This window comes from Shewanella sp. ISTPL2, assembly GCF_013283205.1.
Classification (GTDB): domain Bacteria; phylum Pseudomonadota; class Gammaproteobacteria; order Enterobacterales; family Shewanellaceae; genus Shewanella; species Shewanella oncorhynchi.
The window spans coordinates 1386530-1407090 of the sequence record NZ_JAAPAV010000001.1; the positions used below are offsets into that span (position 1 = coordinate 1386530).

Consider the following 20561-nt stretch of genomic DNA (forward strand, 5'->3'; position numbering starts at 1 on the left):
GTCGTTATGTTTGAAATTACCCTTATTTTTACTACTGCGCTTGGGCTCGCATGGCTGTTGGGATCCTATATGACAGGGGTTTTCTCTGGTCAGTCCCATTTTTCAGATCGTTTATTTAATCCCATTGAAAAGTGGATTTATCGGGCTATAGGCGTAAATGCCCATTCGGGGATGACATGGAAATCCTATGGTGCGGCGTTTCTTATCAGCAACTTGGTACTTGGCATTTTGGCGTTTCTTATCCTTAAATTCCAACATGTGTTACCACTTAACCCCGATGGTATAGGGCCATTATCTTGGGATCTGGCGTTGCACACTGCGGTGTCATTCCTCACCAATACCAATCAACAGCACTATTCCGGGCAGGCTCAGCTCAGTTATTTATCCCAAGGATTTGTCATTGTCACGCTGCAATTTGTTACTCCAGCCATGGCGCTGGCGGTTTGTGTGGCGATTTTGCGGGGAATGTTAGGCGGGTTGAATAATGACAGCGCCAAAGAGGGCGAGGCTCGAAATCTGGGTAACTATTATGTTGACTTAGTGCGCGGTGTGCTCAGACTTATGCTGCCATTAGCGGCTATTGTGGCGCTGTTACTGACTTGGCAAGGCGTACCGAGTAGTTTTGACGGTGCGCAAAAAGTAAACACCTTAGATTCTGCATCACCTATCACTGAGCAGGTCGTTCCGATCGGCCCCGTTGCTTCTATGGTGGCCATCAAGCAGTTAGGCACTAATGGCGGGGGCTGGTATGGCCCCAACAGTAGTAACCCGCTTGAAAACCCAACGCCAGTCAGTAATGCAATCGAGACCATTGCCTTAGTGCTGATCCCTATGGCCGTCGTCTTTATGGCTGGCGGAATGCTAAGACGCAAAAAATTTACCTTGATGGCTCTGGTTGCTATGGGTTTATTGAGCGTCAGTTTTCTTGGGGCAACTGTGTACAGCGAGTTGCAACCCAACGCCGCCTTTGCGGGATTAAGCGCCCAAGGGCCTAATATGGAGGGTAAAGAAGTTCGCTTTGGACCTGAGCTTTCGGCGCTATGGGCTTCTTTTACCACACAAACCTCTAACGGTTCGGTCAATGCCATGCACGATTCCTTCAATCCAATCGGGGGATTGATGACGCGATCAGGCATGTTACTTAATGCGATATGGGGCGGTATTGGCTGCGGTTTTGTTAACTTTATCGTTTATGTGTGGATTGCTGTTTTCTTATCGGGATTGATGATTGGCCGTACGCCAGAGATATTTGGTCGTAAGCTCGAAACCCGTGAAATCACCCTTTTGGGAAGTCTATTAGTTTTACCTACCTTGTGCGTCTTAGGTTTGACGGCGATCACAGTGGCTATCCCGAGTATTACGGGCAACAGCAACCCCGGCTTTCATGGAATTTCGCAAGTCTTTTACGAATATACCTCCGCTTTTGCTAATAACGGTTCGGGTTTTGAAGGTTTAGGTGATAACACGCCTTGGTGGAATATCAGCTGCGTTATCGCCTTACTGCTTGGTCGATACTTGCCACTGTTTTTACCGCTGGCGATTGCGGGGATGATGTCGAGTAAAAGAGTGAGCCCTGACAGTAACGCGAGCTTGAAGCTCGAGAGTCCCACCTTTTGTTTCACCCTTATTGCTGTGATTTTAATCATTAACTTCTTGTCTTTCTTACCTGCGGCGGTATTAGGGCCTATTGGCGAAGCTTTAGAACTTGCCACTATGAGTCTGGAGAAATAGTCATGCATAAACCTGCTCAAATATTAGATAGCGCCGGCGTGAAGCAAGCTGCCTTTGGTGCTGTAAAGAAAATGTCCTTAGTGAGTATGGCTGGCAACCCAGTGATGTTCGTAGTGATGGTCGGCGCTTTACTCGCCGCTTTGATCACTGGACAAAAGTTCTTCAATGGCGAGACTGTTGGTTTTGAGTTAGCCACGACCCTTATTCTTTTGCTTACCGTGTGGTTTTCTAACTTTGCGGAATCCGTGGCAGAGGCAAGGGGACGTGGACAAGCGGCCAGCTTAAAGTCGGCGAAAGAGGCCTTGCAGGCGAGGCGCATACGCCACGGTGAGTTGGAATCAGTATCCGCAACTTTGCTTGTCAAAGGCGATAAGGTGAAGGTTTTACAGGGTGATTATATTCCTGCCGATGGTGAAATCATCGAAGGGATAGCCACTATCAATGAATCGGCGATTACCGGTGAATCTGCGGCAGTGCTGCGTGAAGCAGGCACAGATCATTCCGGTGTGATTGGCGGCACTAAGGTACTTACGGGTGAAATTACCGTGCTGGTTGCCAACGATCCTGGGAATAGCTTCTTAGATCGCATGATAGGGCTGGTCGAAGGGGCGAAGCGTCAGAAAACACCGAACGAAACGGCGTTGACTGTGCTACTTGCATCATTGACTGCGGTTTTCCTGATCGTGGTGGTGACTTTGCCACCCATGGCGGGTTTCGTCGGTGCAAGCCTTGATTACACTATGTTAATTGCGCTGTTAGTGTGTTTGATCCCAACGACGATTGGTGGCTTGTTACCCGCTATTGGTATTGCAGGTATGAACCGCGCCTTAGCCGCCAATGTGGTCGCTAAATCGGGTAAAGCCGTGGAAGTTGCGGGGGATATTGATACGTTACTGCTAGATAAAACTGGCACTATCACTTTCGGTGATCGTCAAGCGACCGCATTTTTACCCGTGAAAGGCATTGCAGCTGAGATGTTGCGTGATGCGGCGGTGCTGTCTTCCCTCGATGACCCCACCCCTGAAGGGAAATCTGTACTCAAATTGGCCATAGATTTGGGCGCGGTGTTACCCGTCAAACCTACGGATGCGACTTTTATCCCTTTTACGCCGGAGACTCGGGTTTCTGGGGTGATTTTAACCGATGGTATTCAAGGCATTAAAGGCGCTGGCGATGCGATGCAGTTTTGGGCGCAGCAGCATCAAATTCACTGGCCTGAATCTGTTAACGCGCTTATCCGCAAAGTGGCTTTGCAGGGGGGAACTCCCTTAGTCGTCGCCAGTGGCACGCACATTTTAGGGGTTATAGCCTTAAGTGACGTGATTAAGCCAGGCGTTGCGGAGCGGTTTGCCCGTTTAAGAGCGCTCGGTGTGCGGACCATCATGGTGACTGGGGATAATCCGCTAACGGCTGGCGTGATTGCCGCCGAAGCTGGGGTCGATGATTTTGTCGCTGAAGCTAAACCTGAGGATAAACTTGCCCTTATTCGCGCAGAGCAGGCCAAAGGTCGATTAGTGGCTATGGTGGGCGATGGTACTAACGATGCGCCGGCATTAGCGCAGGCCGATGTAGGTCTTGCGATGAACTCGGGTACGCAAGCCGCTAAAGAAGCTGGCAATATGGTGGACTTGGATTCTGATCCCACTAAATTACTGGCTATCGTTGAAGTCGGGAAACAATTGCTGATCACCCGCGGCGCCTTGACTACATTTTCCCTCTCCAATGATGTGGCTAAGTATTTTGCCATTATTCCAGCAGTATTTGCGGGGGCTTTGCCTGCGATTGGTGCACTGGATCTGATGCAGCTTCACAGCCCAACCTCAGCCGTACTCGCAGCGCTCGTATTTAACGCTCTTATCATTCCGGCCTTAATTCCATTGGCATTAAAAGGCATCAAGCTCAGACCTATAAGTGCCGAAAAATTACTGCGAAATAACATGCTGATTTATGGCTTAGGTGGGGTGATTTTACCCTTTGTCGGCATTAAAGCACTCGACTCAATCATTGCCCTTATGCTCTAGGAGACAGTAATGAATTCAATCGTATATACCACTAAAACTCAGCATGCCGTTATGGGATTGAGAGCCAGTCTCGCCCTGTTATTTGTGTGTGGCGTTGTCTATACCGGCACTGTGACTCAGCTCGGTGGCGCTTTATTTCCCGTACAAGCTAAGGGCAGTGTGATCCACAGGGATAATGTCGCGATGGGTTCTGAGTTCATCGCTCAGCCCTTTGTTAATCCAGCCTATTTTTATAGTCGGCCAAGCGCTGTCGGTTACGATCCTATGGCGACAGGTGGTAGTAACCTTGCGCCGAGTAACCCAGCGCTACGTGAACGTGTGATGGCAACAAGCCAAGAAATCCAAGCCAGGGAATCCGTTCAGGCCGCAGATATCCCTGTGGATTTACTCGCTACATCGGGCGCGGGACTGGATCCTCATATTTCACCCGCAGCGGCCAAACTGCAAGTTGCGCGCGTGGCTCAGGCTCGACAGTTAGCCGAACCACAAGTGTTGACCTTAGTGGCGCAATTTATCGAACCACCGCAGTGGGGCATTTTTGGGCAAGCGCGCGTCAATGTGCTCAAGCTCAACCTCGCTCTCGACCAGATTGCTAAACACGCTCAATAAAACAATATTCTACTGAATTTAAGGATAAATTTTTATGTTACCGATTAAGTCTGCTCCTTGTTCGCGCCTCTGTACGGGTGTGATGATGGCGTTATCTTCACTCTCTATGGGCGCGCTTGCCAGCACTGAGACTCATGGGGGCAATGCCTCTTGGCAGAGTCAAGGGAGTGTGATGCTCATCAGTGATTATGCGTTTCGCGGTATTTCTCAAACTGATGAAGGACCTGCAGTTCAAGCAGGGTATACCTTAAGTCATGATTCTGGCTGGTATGGCTCGCTTTGGGGCAGTAACATCGAATTTGGGGATGGAAGTTTAGAACTCGACTTGTCCGCTGGCTGGGCAAAGGATTGGGATAATGGCTTAACAACGGACCTAGGCGTGATACGTTACCAATACTCGCAGGACGATACCGACCTGAGTTATAACGAAATTTATGCTGTGGTAAGCTACGCCGATGCTAAGTTAGGGCTGGTTTATTCTCCTGATTATTTTGGCGAGAATGTGGACGATTTTCAGTATGTTTATGCCAGTTATGAACCGCAGCTGTTCTCTAATGTAAGTCTAGTACTGCATCTTGGGAGCAATTTTTTTGCTTCTCAGCAAGATATGGCATTGTTTTTAGGTTCTATGGCCGCAAGCAATAGCCACTATTTAGATTGGCGAGTTGGGCTGAACCTCAATATGACTGAGCAGGATGTGTTGAGTGTCGGTTATGTCGATACGGATTTATCGCAGAGTCAGTGCCAGTCCCTGTGTGATGCGCGCTGGATAGTGAGTCTTTCAAGGAGTTTCTAATCGTGGTACCAATCAGTCAAACACAGCAAGCCAATGCGCTCTTAAGTCAGATTCAGCAAAATGATAAAGGTAAACTGACGGTTTTTCTTGGGGCGGCACCTGGCGTGGGCAAGACCTATGCAATGCTCAGTGCTGCAAGGGAAATGGCCCAGCAAGGTGTCGATTTGCTGGTTGGACTGGTGGAAACCCATGGGCGTGCCGATACCGAGGTCATGGTAGCGGGTTTTGAGGTATTGGCACGTAAACCCATTGATTATCATCATAATCGTTTAACGGAATTCGATTTGGATGCGGCGCTGCTTCGTCGGCCTAAGCTTATCTTAGTCGATGAGTTGGCCCACACGAATGTCCCCGGTAGTCGCCATAAACGGCGCTATCAAGACGTCGCAGAATTATTGGCTGCGGGCATTGATGTCTATACTACAGTCAATATCCAACATTTGGTCAGTTTGAATGATCTGGTTTTGCAAATTACTCAAGTGCGGGTACGGGAAACAGTCCCCGATCGCTTCCTTGATGAAGCCCATGAAATTATATTTGTCGATTTACCGCCATCAACACTCATCGAACGCTTACAGCAAGGCAAAGTTTATCTGCCAGAGTATGCTCGCTCGGCTTTAGATGCTTTTTTTTCGGTCTCGAATTTGACTGCACTGCGCGAATTAGCAATGAAAAAAGTCATAGAGCGAGTCGATGCCAAGCTGATTTGCGAGCTAGATGCTAAGGCTCTCGGCACAGAGTTTGTACTCAAAGACAGATTGTTGGTTTTAGTGAGCAACAGCAGTGATCATCAATACTTGATCCGCATAGGCCGACAGATTGCCGAGCGGCGGCAAATTCCTTGGTTAGTGCTTTGGGTCGATACCGGCAAAGCGCTGGGCCTTTATCAGCGGAAAAGGCTAAATGAGGCCTTTGCCTTAGCGAAGGAACTTGGCGCGCAGACCGAAGTATTACGCGACACGAGCAGTTATCAGGCCATTTTACCTTACATAGCCCTGCATCGAATTAACACAGTATTAGTCGGCGCGGGTGTGAAACGCACCTATCCTTGGTGGCGTAAAAGGCTGTATCAACGCTTGATTGAGTCTGGTTTACCTGTTGAGGTGAGTGTCTATCACGCACCCGAAAACCAAATGCAAGTACGAGATCCCATTACGCCTAAAGCCAGTTTTGGTGATCTTCGAGGCCATATTCTTGGGCTGATTGGCGTGGTGGTTATTTTTCCGCTGGTGGCATTTTTAGATACTTGGCTCAGTAATGGCAATCTGGTGTTGTTATATGTTTTCTTGATTGTCAGCATTGGCTTAACCTATGGCGCTAGGCCTGCCATGGCAACTGCGGTGTGGTCTTTTTTCAGCTTTAATTTCTTTCTTACTGATCCCAAATTTACTATGAATGTAAATAGTCAGGATGATATTGCCACTTTAATCTTTTTGATGTGTATAGGGCTTATCAGTGGACCGGCGGCATCTCGGATCCGAAATCAGTTTATTTTACTGCGCGAGTCAAATCGTTATGCTGAAACCTTAAAAGATGTTGCCCAAGAATTATCGGTCGCCGATGATGAAAAAGCCCTTTGGCAAACAATAGGGCGCAAGATTGCTGGTTCAGTGAATGCCGATTGTTATATTGTTTTGCAGCGTAAAGATGGTCAGCGATCCTATTTACCGCTGCTGAATACGCCATTTAACGACCTTGATTTAGCCGCAATCGATTGGACCTTGCGCCATGGGCAAGCTGCGGGGCGTTTGAGCGATACCTTGAGCGCATCGGGTGTGAGTGTGTTCCCCATTGAACTTGAAGGTACGACAATTGGCGCGGCGATTTTAGATTGGCAACCCACGGTCAACGAACTCAGTCCGTTTGATAGAGAGCTTATTCTGGCCATGTTACAGCAAGGCGCTAATACATGGCGTCGTATTCAGTTAGTGTCAGATCTTGAATCGGCACGGGTGAAAACAGAAATTGAGCAGTTACGTTCAGCGTTATTATCGTCAGTGTCTCACGATCTAAAATCACCACTCTCAGCCATGATGGGGGCGGCGGAGAGCTTAAAACTATTGAACAAACAATTGCTAGAGGCCGACCGTAACGAGCTACTTGATACTATTTTGCAAGAAAGCCGTCGCTTGGACAGCTATATCCAAAATCTACTCGATATGACACGCCTGGGTCATGGCACTTTGAGCATAGAGCGTGATTGGGTTTCGGCAGATGACATTATTGGCAGCGTACTTGGCAGGCTTAAACGTTATTTCCCTAACGCAATCGTTGAATATCACAGAGAAAAAGAGCCCCCACTCCTATTTGTGCATGCGGCGCTGATTGAACAAGGATTATTTAACATTCTAGAGAATGCCGTTCGATTTTCACCACCAGAAGAGCCTATTTGTATTGAATTGACCATTTCTAATCACCGTTGCTGTATTGCCATTGAAGACAGAGGGCCGGGGATTCCCGCCAGTCATAGGGATCAAATTTTCGATATGTTTTATGTGGTTGCCGATGGCGATAAGAAAAAACAGAATACAGGTATGGGGCTGGCTATTTGTAAAGGCATGATAGCTGCACACGGCGGTAGTGTTCGCGTTACCGATTGCCTACAGGGGCAAGGCACTCGTTTTGAAGTTGAATTGCCGTTAGACTATCCCGTTCCTGGCTAATCATTTTTAGCCAAAATATTCTTAATAAACCACAGAATGGACTAGAGACGTGGCAATAAAAATCGTGGTTATCGATGATGAGACCCAAATACGCCGCATGCTGCGGATTGCACTCACCAGTGAGGGCTATGACGTTACCGAAGCTGAAAATGGTCAGCAAGGACTCGCGGCTGTCGCACGCCAGCAACCTGAATTAGTTATTTTGGATTTAGGCTTGCCGGATATGGAAGGCCATCAAGTGCTACAGGAGTTACGGGGATGGTCCGATGTTGCTGTGATTGTATTGTCGGTTCGCAATCAAGATAAAGAAAAAGTCGCAGCATTAGATGCAGGCGCGCAGGATTATGTGACCAAACCCTTTAGTGTGGAAGAGTTACTGGCAAGGGTGCGAGCGATTTTAAGGGACCATATCAAACCTGAAAAATTACCCATATTAGATGACGGCAAGTTGCAGATTGATTTAAGTCGCAGGCTGGTTAAAGTTGATCATCAAATTGTTGAACTCACACCCAAAGAATACGCAGTATTGTCTAAATTGGCGTCGTCACCTAACTGCGTTGTCACTCAGACTCAGTTGCTCAAAGAAATTTGGGGGCCCGCTCATACAGAAGACACACATTATCTACGAATTGTGGTCAGTCACTTAAGGCAAAAATTAGGTGATTCCCCGAGTGAACCTCAGTATGTGCGGACTGAGCCCGGTGTAGGCTATCGCTTTTATATCGACTTATAGCGTGTATCAATAGCGAATTAAAACGCGTTGGAATGACAAGTAAAATGATCACCGAAGACGGATGGCATTACCTGCCATCATTGAAGCTCAATCGGATACTTGCCTGATTTCAGTTTCTAGCGTTCGCTTCAGTTAACTCTAAGTCGCTATTTCTGGCTGCCTTTGTTGACGCTATTTTTGTCCTGTTAGCTCTTGTTGACATTGGATTTATGCACTAGATAAGCCCAATCGATATAAATCGCACATTCTTGTCGATATTTTGACTAGACTACAAACGTAGGGTTAATTCGAGGGAAAGACTATGGACTTAATTAAAATCCGCGACCATATGGATCGTCAGCCCGTGTTGCTGCGCGCTAATATGTCGCTCGCGACTGCGGTCGAAAAGTTGTTAGATAATAATAAAATGGGCGCAGCAGTGGTTGATGATACGGGCGATTTGGTGGGCTTTTTATCCCAGCAGGATTGTTTGGCTGTGATGATTAAAAGTAGCTATCACTGTGATATGACCTCAGTGGTGAAGGATTGCATGCGCACTGAAGTGCTGTTCGTTGGGCCAGATGACAGTATTTTGCAGCTCGCCGAACAAATGCTAGGGCCTAAACCTAAAGTGTATCCAGTGGTTGAACATGGCAAAGTAATTGGCACGATTAATCGCACCAATGTGCTCAAAGCCATGAATATCTATATGCAACAATGTTATCTGTCACCGGTTTAATCTAAGTCGAGCCAGTGCGAAACTGACACGCCATATACTGAGTGCAGAGTAAATTAGCAATACCATTACGCCACTTTCCTTGCTAGGATCGCCGTTTTTGATGCTAGCAATGGAATTTGGATTTGAACTCAGACAAACATCCGCTATCGAACGCCTTTCTTAATCTTTGTTATCAGAGCGACGCGTCGCGGATCCGTCGTCGTTTATTTAAGCTCAATAAAGAAGCCGACTCAGATAAAAAGACCCAAGTCTTAGCTCAGCTGAGCGAGCAAGCGCAGGCGGCGTTTGAGAAGGTTGAGCAGCGCCGTAACGCTCGCCCTAAAATCCACTATCCTGAAAACCTGCCTGTTTCCTTGATGCGCGATGATATTGCACGCGCGATTGCGGGCAATCAAGTGGTGATCATCGCCGGTGAAACGGGCTCGGGCAAAACGACCCAGTTACCTAAAATCTGTTTGGAATTAGGCCTAGGTTGCCGTGGCATGATAGGCCACACCCAGCCACGACGTTTAGCAGCCCGCAGTGTGGCGAGCCGAGTCGCAGAAGAATTACAAAGTCCGCTCGGTGAAGTGGTTGGCTTTAAAGTGCGTTTTGCCGATGCGCTTAAGAGTGACTCTTATATCAAGTTAATGACCGACGGTATTTTACTGGCGGAATTAACCTCCGATCGCAATCTTGATCAATACGATACCATCATCATAGATGAGGCCCACGAGCGCAGCCTCAACATCGATTTTATTCTGGGTTACCTCAAACAAATTCTCAAAAGACGCCCCGATCTCAAAGTTATTATCACGTCGGCGACCATAGATGTTGAGCGTTTTTCTAAGCATTTCAACAATGCACCTATTATCGAAGTGTCGGGCCGTACCTTTCCGGTCGAAACCCGTTACCGACCCTTAGTACAAGATAGCGATGCCGATTTAGATCAAATCGAAGGTATTTTTGCCGCCGTCGATGAACTGGTGGCCGAAGGGCTGGGCGATATTCTGATCTTTATGAACGGCGAGCGGGAAATTCGCGATACGGCCGAGCAATTGAGTCGGCGTAATTACCGCGATACCGAAATTTTGCCGCTGTACGCGCGTTTATCTTACGGTGAGCAGTCTAAAGTCTTCAGTAGTCACAGAGGTCGGCGGATTGTACTCGCGACCAACGTGGCGGAAACCTCGTTGACAGTCCCCGGCATTCGCTACGTTATCGACCCAGGTACGGCGCGTATCAGCCGTTATAGCTATCGCACTAAGGTGCAACGTTTACCGATTGAACCTATCTCGCAGGCGAGCGCCAATCAACGTCAAGGCCGTTGTGGACGTGTAGGGCCGGGTATTTGTATTCGTTTGTACGATGAGGCGGATTTTAATAATCGTCCGGCGTTTACCGATCCTGAAATCTTGCGCACTAACTTGGCTTCGGTCATTTTGCAGATGCTCGCCATCGGTTTGGGTGATATCGCCGGTTTCCCCTTTATCGAGCCACCCGATCCACGCCATATCCGCGATGGTTTCTTGCTGCTCGAAGAATTACAAGCGGTTGAGAGTAAACACGGCAAGCTAGTGTTGACGCCACTTGGGCGCAACTTGGCGCAAATTCCTGTGGATCCGCGTTTGGCGCGTATGGTGGTTGAGAGTCAGCAGTTAGGTTGTTTGAACGAAGTGCTGGTGATTGCTGCGGGCTTATCGATTCAAGATCCCCGCGAACGTCCGATGGAGAAGAAGCAAGCCAGTGATGAAGCCCATCGCCGTTTTGCCGATCCCAGTTCCGATTTCGTCAGCTGGATAAACCTGTGGCAGCATTTAAAAGATCAACAAAAAGAGTTATCTGCTAGTCAGTTCAGTAAAAAGTGCCGCGATGAATATTTAGCCTATTTGCGTGTTCGCGAGTGGCAGGATTTATACGCCCAGCTTAAGCAAGCCGTACACGATTTAAAGTGGCGCCTAAACGATACACCAGCCAATTACGACAGCTTGCACCGTGCGCTCTTATCGGGCTTATTGAGCCATGTGGGTTTTAAAGATAACAATAACGAGTACTTAGGTGCGCGTAATCGTAAATTCTTTGTATTCCCAGGTTCGCCACTGGCCAAAAAAGGCCCTAAGTGGATCATGGCAGCTGAGCTTACCGAAACCTCACGCTTATTTGCTCGCTGCTGCGCCAAAATCGAACCCGAATGGCTAGAGCCCTTAGCGGCGCATTTGATCAAGAAAAGCTATGTGGAGCCCCATTTTGAGGCAAAACCTGGCAGTGTTATCGCCTTTGAGAATCAAGTGCTCTACGGTTTGACGGTTGTGCACCGCCGCAAAGTGCAATACGGCCCCATCGATCCCGTTGAAGCGCGTGAGATTTTTATCCGCAGCGCTTTGGCTGAAGGGCAGTTACAGACCCAAGAAGCGTTTTTTGTCGCTAACCAAAAGCTGCTCGAAGACATTGAATCCCTCGAACATAAATCCCGTCGCCGCGATATTTTGGTGGACGAGCAAGTGTTGGTGGACTTTTACGAGCCGCGGATCCCGGAAGGGATTTACAACGCCCAGCTGTTTTTTGGCTGGTGGAAGAAGGCAAAGCGCGAGCAACCGGATTTACTCGATTTCAGCAAAGCACTGTTAATGCAGCGCAATGCCGACCATATTTCGACCTTGGATTTCCCCGATACGTGGCACAAGGGCAATTTGCGCCTGCAGCTGAGTTATCACTTTGAACCTGCGGCGGCGGATGATGGTGTGTCGGTTCACATACCGGTGGCGCTGCTTAATCAAATCGACGATAGCGATTTTGATTGGCTAGTGGCAGGGCTAAGGGAAGAAAAGTGCATCGCACTGATCAAATCTCTGCCTAAGAGTTTACGACGCAACTTTGTGCCCGCGCCTGACTATGCCCGCGCTTGTGTGCAGGCCATGGTACCTTTTAGGGCCAGTTTGCTTGAGGCCATGTGCAAGCAATTATTGCGCATGAGTGGCACGCGTATATCGCCGGAAGATTTTGATTTAACGCAACTGCCTGCGCATTTGCAGATGAACTTTAAAATCGAAGACGATAAAAACAACTTAGTGGCTGAAGGTCGGGTGCTCGATACCTTAAAAGCCGAGTTGCAGGGCGTGGTGGCGAAGGCCATTCGTCAGGTGGCGGATAAAGGTATAGAGCAAGAAGCGTTAACTGAGTGGTCCTTTGGCGATTTGCCGCAGCAATATCAGCAGCAAAAAGGCAATTACCAAGTGCGGGCGTTTCCGGCGCTGATCGATAAAAAAGACAGTGTTGCGATCAAATTATTTGATGATGAATTTGAGGCCTTAGATGCCCATCGCCAAGGTCTGCGACGGTTATTGCTGCTAAACATTCCATCACCGGTGAAACACTTACAGCAAGCTTTGCCGAATAAGGCGAAATTGGCGATGTATTTCAATCCCTTCGGTCAAGTGCAAATCTTGATTGATGACATTATTGCCGCCGCTGTGCAGCAATTGTTGGATGAAAAAGCCCTCGATGTGCGTAATCAAGCCCAATTTGAGCAGGCAAAGGATTGGGTTCGCCAAGAACTCAACCCGACCGCCGAGCAAATCGCCTTGAAGGTCGAGCAGATTTTGACCTTATACCAGAGCATTAAAAAGCGTCTCAAGGGCAAAATTAGCTTAGATATTGCCTTTGCTATGAGTGATATTCAAAGCCAATTGGACAAATTAGTGTTTAAAGGGTTTGTCGAATCCTGTGGTTGGAATCGTTTAGCTGATGTGGCGCGTTACTTAAAAGCGATTGAAATCCGTGTCGAGAAGTTGCCCGTTGATCCGACCCGTGACCGTTTGCATATGCAGAGCATCAACAAGGTTCAAGAAGCTTTAATCGCACAACTGGCGAAAGTGCCACGTGCTATGCCGACACCACCTGCGTTAATCGAGGCGCGCTGGATGATTGAAGAGTACCGTGTCTCTTGTTTTGCACAGGTGTTAGGCACGGCTTATCCGATATCTGAAAAGCGCATTTTGAATCATATTCAACAGGTTTAATAGACTGATTTAAAGGTCGAGCTGAGCGTCTTTGTCCGATTGATGTAACAATAACGCGATCAAAAAATGACTAAATAAACCGAGAAAACTAACTATTTTCTCGGTTTTTTATTTTCCCTATGCTTACTCTGCTCACGCGATATACCTCCAGTGATGCGCCATAAAATGAGCGCTTTTTTGGGTTGCAGCGATGCTTTTATGCCGAATATCTTTCTTTTGGGATCAAGTCGTTATCTCGCATGTTTTAACACCTTTCTATTGCCTACTCCTTTATGAATACTCAGGTTTTTTTGGCGGGTTTTCTGTTGTTTTCTTGCAGTGATTTATCCATTTCAGTCGCTTATTAATCATAAAATAAATTCAATAATCTAATTTGTAATAGCAAAAAACGTTTAAAAACTGAGATCTGACGAATACTCACATCAAATTGATGATCTGGATCAAGCATCATCCGCTTTACCAATTTGGAGGTATACATTTTGTTAACAACTAAAAGGTATGATCGCTTCGTGATCCAAAGATGCAATAGATATACATAAAACCTGCCGCTGGCGATTTTTTGCAGCGCATTCAAAGTGGCAGGAACACACCTCTTGGAGGATGCATGAGTGCTAGCACCGCAGAAGAAAAATCCTTAGAACTGAAAATCTTTATCTTTTTAACCGTGTTTCTCGCACCGTTATTGTCCGTACTACTGGTCAGTGGTCTGGGCTTTGCTATTTGGTTCAGCCAAATTTTGACGGGTCCACCGGGCGCTGGTTAAACGTAACATCATCAAATATTTAAAAATAAGAGTGGAATGTCGGATGAGCAAAGAACTCCATATCACCAGTTTAGTGGTGCAGGTCTTACCGCAGAAAATGGCAGATGTTAGACAACAGATAATGACCATTGAAAATGCCGAACTTTCCGTCAACAACGAAGTGAAATTGGTCGTCGTGATCGAAGGCGAGACGCAACGCGCCTTGATGGACAGTATCGAAGCGATCAATGCCATTCCGGGCGTGTTATCAGCCACTATGGTTTACCACCAGAGTGAAGTGCTCGAAGAGGGTGAAGAATGAATATGAACAGACGTGACTTTATCAAGGCCAATGCGGTGATTGCCGCTGCAGGCGCCGCTGGTTTAGCCTTGCCCGCAGGCGCAAGCAACTTAATTACCAGCTCAGAAAAAACCAAATTAGAGTGGAATAAAGCCCCATGCCGTTTTTGCGGCACGGGCTGCTCTGTGATTGTCGCAACTCGCGACGGCAAAGTGGTTGCCACCCATGGCGATGCCAACAGTGAAGTGAACCGTGGACTCAACTGTATCAAGGGCTATTTCCTGTCGAAAATCATGTATGGCAGCGATCGCTTAACCACGCCTATGCTGCGGATGACAGATGGCAAATACGACAAGCACGGTGAGTTTTCGCCCATCAGTTGGGACAGTGCCTTCGACATCATGGCGCAAAAATGGAAAGAAACCATCAAAGCTAAAGGGCCAACCGCTGTGGGCATGTTTGGCTCGGGCCAATGGACTGTGTGGGAAGGTTATGCTGCCGTTAAGTTGATGAAAGCGGGGTTTGGATCGAATAATATCGATCCAAATGCGCGTCACTGCATGGCGTCAGCCGTGGTCGGTTTTATGCGTACCTTCGGTATCGACGAACCTATGGGTTGCTATGACGATATGGAAGCCGCCGATGCCTTTGTCCTTTGGGGCTCGAATATGGCGGAGATGCACCCGATCCTCTGGAGTCGAGTGACTGACAGGCGTCTCAGTGCCAGCCATGTAAAAGTGGCCGTGTTGTCGACTTTTGAACACAGATCCTTCGATTTGGCAGACTTGCCGATCGTGTTCACCCCGCAAACCGATTTAGCCATTTTGAACTACATAGCTAACTACATCATTCAGAATGATAAAGTGAACTGGGACTTCGTGAAGAAACACGTTAACTTCCGTCAGGGCACAACAGATATTGGTTATGGTTTACGTCCGACACATCCCCTTGAGAAAAAAGCGAAAAATGTTAAAACGGCGGGGGATTCAACCCCAATTGATTTTGAGACATTTAAAGCCTTCGTGGCGGATTATAGCGTCGAAAAAGTCAGTAAGTTGTCGGGCGTACCCGAGGATAAACTGATTGCGCTGGCCAAGCTGTATGCCGATCCCGACATCAAAGTGACCTCATTTTGGACCATGGGTTTTAACCAACATACCCGAGGTGTGTGGTGTAACAACCTGATTTATAACATTCATCTCTTGATGGGTAAAATTTCAACCCCAGGTAACAGTCCATTCTCTTTGACGGGTCAACCATCAGCCTGTGGCACGGCCCGTGAAGTGGGGACGTTTTCCCACCGTTTACCCGCCGATATGGTCGTGACCAATCCTGAACACAGAAAGCATGCCGAAGACATTTGGAAGATCCCAAGCGGCATTATTCCACCTAAGCCCGGTTATCACGCCGTCGAGCAAAACCGTCGTCTAAAAGATGGCGACTTAAATTGTTACTGGGTGCAAGTGAACAACAATATGCAGGCGGGCCCAAACATCAATGAAGAAGGTTTACCGGGTTACCGTAACCCTGCCAACTTTATCGTGGTGTCCGATGCCTATCCGACGGTGACGACTCAAGCTGCCGATTTGATTTTGCCCACCGCTATGTGGGTGGAAAAAGAGGGCGCCTACGGTAACGCCGAGCGCCGCACTCAGTTTTGGCATCAAATGGTGCAGGCACCGGGTGAGTCTCATTCGGATCTGTGGCAATTGATGGAGTTTGCGAAGCGTTTCACCACAGATGAAGTCTGGCCTAAGGATGTATTAGCGGCGAACCCTGAGTTTAAAGGCAAAACCCTATTCGAAGTCCTGTATCAGAACGGTAATGTTGATAAGTTCCCACTTGCGGATGCCGATCCTAAGTATTTGAACGATGAGGCTAAACACTTTGGCTTCTATGTCCAAAAAGGCTTATTTGAGGAATATGCGACCTTTGGCCGCGGCCATGGCCACGATCTCGCCCCATTTGATGTTTACCATGAGGCTCATGGTCTGCGTTGGCCTGTGGTCGATGGTAAAGAAACCAAGTGGCGCTTCCGTGAAGGCACAGATCCTTATGTTAAAGCAGGTAAGGGCTTTGAGTTCTACGGTCATCCCGATGGTCGTGCGGTGATTTTCGCGCTGCCCTATGAACCTGCCGCAGAAGCGCCCGATGAAGAATATGATATCTGGTTGTCGACGGGGCGAGTGCTGGAACACTGGCATTCGGGTTCTATGACCCAACGTGTGCCTGAGTTATATCGTGCCTTCCCCGATGCCGTATGTTTTATGCACCCTGAAGATGCGAAAAAACGCGGTCTGCGCCGTGGCGATGAAATTCGCGTTGTGTCCCGTCGCGGTGAAATTAAGACCCGAGTTGAAACCCGTGGCCGCAATAAACCGCCCGTGGGTTTAGTGTTCGTGCCTTGGTTTGATGCTAGCCAGCTCATTAATAAAGTCACTTTAGATGCGACAGATCCCTTGTCAAAACAAACTGACTTTAAAAAGTGTGCGGTGAAGATCGTCAAGGTTTAAGGAGAACACGATGAAAACCCTAAAATTAGTCTCAGCGATCGGTTTATTGGTATTTGGCTCATTCATCATGACAAGTGTGTCTGCCGCCAGTATTCCCGAAGATAAAATTGATACCCTGCGCCAAGCGCCTATCAATGTCGAGCCTACGCCACCTGCGATGCAAAGTGTGCGTAATACCGATGTGAAGGAAGTGCGCAGCTATCCCATGCAACCACCAGTGATCCCACACAAGATCGACGGCTATCAGCTTGATCTTAAAGTGAACAAGTGTATGGCTTGCCATGCTCGTAGCCGCATTGGGGATTCGCAAGCACCTATGGTCAGCGTCACGCATTTTATGGACAGGGACAATAACTTTTTAGCCGAGTTATCGCCGCGCCGCTATTTCTGCACTCAGTGTCATGTGCCGCAGTTAGATGCCAAGTTACTGGTCGAAAACGACTTTGTGGATATGGAACATCTGATCAAAGCCAACACTGAGCAGAAAAAACACTAGGAGTTAGCATGTTAGATAAACTGAAAAAAATCTGGCAGGTACTCAATCGTCCGAGTGTGCATTACAGTTTAGGTTTTTTGACCTTAGGTGGTTTTGTGGCTGGCGTGATTTTCTGGGGCGGATTTAACACTGCCCTAGAAGTGACCAACCAAGAAGCTTTCTGTATTGGTTGCCATGAGATGGAAAATAACGTCTATCAAGAGCTACAGACGACGATTCATTTCACTAACCGCAGTGGCGTGCGGGCGACGTGTCCCGATTGCCACGTACCGCATAACTGGACCGATAAAATTGCCCGTAAGATGCAGGCATCTAAGGAAGTGTGGGGTAAGGTTTTTGGGACGATTAATACCCGTGAGAAGTTTGAAGATAAGCGTCGTGAACTGGCAGAACATGAGTGGGCAAGGTTAAAGGCCAATGATTCGCTCGAGTGTCGTAACTGCCATAACTTCACTTACATGGACTTTACTCGCCAATCACCCAGAGCGGCGCAGATGCACTCAACATCACTGGCAAGCGGTGAAAAGACCTGTATCGACTGCCACAAGGGGATTGCTCATCATCTCCCTGACATGGCCGGTGTGAAGGGGTTTTAATCTAGGGCGCAGTGTTTATCCGTGTGACTTAGCCTTGCTAAGTTGGACAACTCCAGCAAAAGGCCAAGCGTACTCCACGCTTGGCCTTTTTATTTGCACGTCACTATTCTTGGGGATGCTTCAATAGGGTGTTATTCAGTCCGATTAGCGCGCTACAATCGGGCTGAGATAGTCTTGCTTGTATGAGAGGTGAAGAGATCATGATGGAAGATCAACCGCAACTTGAAAAACTGTTAGAAGATATTTTATGTATCAGCCCGAGTCTGTTTGAAATAGTGCAGGGGGTGCGACAGGAGGTCAAAACTGCCGCCACCACATCGTCGCGGGCCATTACTGAAGCCGTTAAGTACGGCGGCATACTCTTTAGCACCAAAGCCAGTTTTGGTGGTGTGTTTGCCTATAAACAGCATGTTTCATTGGAGTTTAGCTTAGGCGCGAATCTTAGCGATCCACATAAGGTTCTCGAAGGCAGTGGCAAATTTCGTCGCCATATTAAGTTGGTGTCAATCGATGATATTGCTGCCAAGCGAGTCGCGGAATATATTGCGCAGGCGTTGAGTCTGGCGGATTAATGGTTGTTTAGCCGCATGATGTGACTAAAAACGGACGAACAAAAAAGGAGCTGAATATTCAGCTCCTTTCGTTTTGCTAAGGCATAATAGAGATGTCTTAGCTATGCAGTCCCAAGTTAAGGGAGATTAGAAGTTCGCAGTGCGCGGTGCACGTGGGAAAGGGATAACATCACGAATGTTGTTCACGCCCGTCACGTAAGATACTAAACGCTCAAACCCTAGACCAAAACCTGCATGTGGCACTGTGCCATAACGGCGCATATCACGGTACCACCAGTAATCTTCTTGGTTCAGATCCATTTCGGCTAGACGCATATCTAGCACGTCTAAACGCTCTTCACGTTGAGAGCCACCGATGATCTCACCAATACCTGGGGCTAACACGTCCATCGCGGCAACAGTTTTACCGTCATCGTTTAAGCGCATGTAGAAGGCTTTGATATCTTTTGGATAGTTCTTCACTACCACAGGGGCTTTGAAGTGTTCTTCGGCTAAGTAACGCTCATGCTCAGAAGATAAATCGATACCCCAAGACACAGGGAACTCGAAGGTTCTGCCACAGTTTTGCAGAATTTCAACCGCATCCGTGTAATCCACTTGAGCAAAATCGCTTGAAACGAAAGATTGCAGACGGTCGATCACAGTCTTATCAACGTGTTGGGCGAAGAAGGTTAAATCGTCCATACGCTCAGTCAATACGGCATTGAACGCGTATTTCAACATAGCTTCGGCAAGGCCTGCGATGTCGTTTAAGTTGGCAAAGGCGACTTCAGGCTCAACCATCCAGAATTCCGCTAAGTGGCGGCTAGTGTTTGAGTTTTCAGCACGGAAAGTCGGGCCAAAGGTATACACTTTTGACAGTGCACAGGCGTAGGTTTCAGCGTTCAACTGGCCAGATACGGTCAGGAAAGCTTCTTTACCGAAGAAATCTTTATCGTAATCGACTTTACCCGCTTCAGTACGCGGCAGGTTTTCCATATCTAAGGTCGATACGCGGAACATCTCACCAGCGCCTTCGCAATCTGATGCTGTGATAAGTGGGGTCGATACCCAAATAAAGCCTTCTTCGTGGTAGAAGCGGTGAATCGCTTGAGATAGACAGTTACGTACGCGAGCAACGGCACCAATAATGTTAGTACGTGGGCGTAAGTGGGCTAATTCGCGTAAATGTTCAATTGAGTGACGCTTAGCGGCCATTGGGTAAGTGTCTGGATCATCAACCCAGCCAGCGACTTCAAGTTCAGTCACTTGCAGCTCAAATGCTTGGCCTGCACCAGGAGATTCCACCACGTCGCCTGTCATCACAACAGAACAACCCGCAGTCAGCTTTAACACTTCGTTGTCGTAATTATCTAAACTATTGGGCACGACACCTTGGATAGGATTAAAGCAAGAGCCGTCGTAAACAGCTAAAAAAGAGATGCCGGCTTTAGAGTCACGACGGGTTCTGACCCAGCCACGCACTGTGACTTTAGAACCGACGGCGTGCTCACCTTTAAATACAGATGCGACAGATGCAATGCTCATTGTTGCTTAATTCTCCAACGAAACGTTTTATATGAAAATTTTGGAGGTTTATATTACCTTGCTGGTGGCTTTTCTCAAGCTGAAAAAGGTATCCTGAGGTTAATAATATCGATATTGAGCGATATAGTGAGTTAAACGGCGGGAGGCGGTATGAGCAAGACTAGAATATTTCAAATTATCCTTGCGACCTTATCCATTTTAGGCTGGGCAATAGCCGTCTATGCGCTATTAGTGTTTAGTGATGCAAGGCCAGACCGTGAAGTTGGGGCCTATTTGACCCGTGGCGCGACATTTAGAGTCCATTGGGATCCACATGAAACCCAATTATTGCAGTATTTGATTTGGGTTTGTGGCGGTATTAGTTTGGTCAGTTTAGCGTTTAACTATTATGTCGCCCACCACAGTCGTATGGGTTATTGGTTTAATATTCCCATGTTGCTGTTAACGTCGATTGTCGCCGGTTTGTATATCCATTTGGTGGTTTAAGCTAGCCATTGTTTGGCTAATTTAACAGTTTGGCTTTTTAACGGTTTAGCAATGGCAAG

Annotated in this window: 16 protein-coding genes; 15 read left to right on the forward strand and 1 reads right to left on the reverse strand. The window is 47.7% G+C overall.

The window, feature by feature from the left end; all coding sequences use genetic code 11:
• Positions 1 to 6: 6 nt before the first annotated feature.
• From kdpA to HUB64_RS06305, 14 genes are all read left to right on the forward strand, one after another.
• Complete coding sequence (gene kdpA / locus HUB64_RS06240; protein ID WP_131525162.1) at positions 7 to 1731, forward strand: potassium-transporting ATPase subunit KdpA; 1725 nt, start codon at positions 7 to 9, stop codon at positions 1729 to 1731.
• 2 nt (positions 1732 to 1733) lie between these two features.
• Positions 1734 to 3752, forward strand: coding sequence for a potassium-transporting ATPase subunit KdpB (gene kdpB / locus HUB64_RS06245; protein WP_131525163.1), 2019 nt, complete (start codon positions 1734 to 1736; stop codon positions 3750 to 3752).
• Between the two features lie 9 nt (positions 3753 to 3761).
• Positions 3762 to 4361 (forward strand): potassium-transporting ATPase subunit KdpC, encoded by a 600-nt coding sequence (kdpC, locus tag HUB64_RS06250; RefSeq protein WP_173496606.1) that lies wholly within the window; start codon positions 3762 to 3764, stop codon positions 4359 to 4361.
• A gap of 34 nt (positions 4362 to 4395) precedes the next feature.
• A complete protein-coding gene (locus HUB64_RS06255) occupies positions 4396 to 5157 on the forward strand; it encodes a TorF family putative porin (RefSeq protein ID WP_173496607.1) in 762 nt (253 codons plus the stop codon).
• A gap of 2 nt (positions 5158 to 5159) precedes the next feature.
• Entirely contained in the window at positions 5160 to 7820 is a 2661-nt protein-coding gene (locus HUB64_RS06260) for a sensor histidine kinase KdpD (protein ID WP_173496608.1), read from the forward strand.
• Between the two features lie 49 nt (positions 7821 to 7869).
• Positions 7870 to 8553: a response regulator gene (locus HUB64_RS06265; protein ID WP_028760150.1), complete on the forward strand. Its 684-nt coding sequence runs from the start codon at positions 7870 to 7872 to the stop codon at positions 8551 to 8553.
• Between the two features lie 301 nt (positions 8554 to 8854).
• Positions 8855 to 9271: a CBS domain-containing protein gene (locus HUB64_RS06270; RefSeq protein WP_028760149.1), complete on the forward strand. Its 417-nt coding sequence runs from the start codon at positions 8855 to 8857 to the stop codon at positions 9269 to 9271.
• Positions 9272 to 9387: 116 nt separating this feature from the next.
• The gene (gene hrpA / locus HUB64_RS06275; protein ID WP_173496609.1) at positions 9388 to 13269 is read left to right on the forward strand and encodes an ATP-dependent RNA helicase HrpA; all 3882 of its coding nucleotides are present in this window, start codon (positions 9388 to 9390) and stop codon (positions 13267 to 13269) included.
• Positions 13270 to 13873: 604 nt separating this feature from the next.
• Complete coding sequence (locus tag HUB64_RS06280) at positions 13874 to 14032, forward strand: nitrate reductase (protein WP_028760147.1); 159 nt, start codon at positions 13874 to 13876, stop codon at positions 14030 to 14032.
• A gap of 43 nt (positions 14033 to 14075) precedes the next feature.
• A complete protein-coding gene (locus HUB64_RS06285; protein WP_028760146.1) occupies positions 14076 to 14333 on the forward strand; it encodes a chaperone NapD in 258 nt (85 codons plus the stop codon).
• Positions 14334 to 14335: 2 nt separating this feature from the next.
• Entirely contained in the window at positions 14336 to 16825 is a 2490-nt protein-coding gene (gene napA, locus HUB64_RS06290; protein ID WP_131525176.1) for a nitrate reductase catalytic subunit NapA, read from the forward strand.
• Positions 16826 to 16835: 10 nt separating this feature from the next.
• A complete protein-coding gene (locus HUB64_RS06295; protein WP_028760144.1) occupies positions 16836 to 17321 on the forward strand; it encodes a nitrate reductase cytochrome c-type subunit in 486 nt (161 codons plus the stop codon).
• A gap of 8 nt (positions 17322 to 17329) precedes the next feature.
• Positions 17330 to 17917 carry a cytochrome c3 family protein gene (locus HUB64_RS06300; RefSeq protein WP_028760143.1) on the forward strand — a complete coding sequence of 196 codons (588 nt, stop codon included), beginning with the start codon at positions 17330 to 17332 and terminating at the stop codon, positions 17915 to 17917.
• Between the two features lie 200 nt (positions 17918 to 18117).
• Positions 18118 to 18489, forward strand: coding sequence for a DUF1801 domain-containing protein (locus tag HUB64_RS06305; protein ID WP_254451396.1), 372 nt, complete (start codon positions 18118 to 18120; stop codon positions 18487 to 18489).
• Between the two features lie 126 nt (positions 18490 to 18615).
• Here HUB64_RS06305 and asnS read toward each other — a convergent pair whose 3' ends face one another.
• Entirely contained in the window at positions 18616 to 20016 is a 1401-nt protein-coding gene (gene asnS / locus HUB64_RS06310; RefSeq protein WP_105252305.1) for an asparagine--tRNA ligase, read from the reverse strand.
• Between the two features lie 150 nt (positions 20017 to 20166).
• Here asnS and HUB64_RS06315 point away from each other — a divergent pair, with 150 nt between their 5' ends.
• Complete coding sequence (locus HUB64_RS06315) at positions 20167 to 20502, forward strand: hypothetical protein (protein ID WP_113939548.1); 336 nt, start codon at positions 20167 to 20169, stop codon at positions 20500 to 20502.
• Positions 20503 to 20561 lie beyond the last annotated feature (59 nt).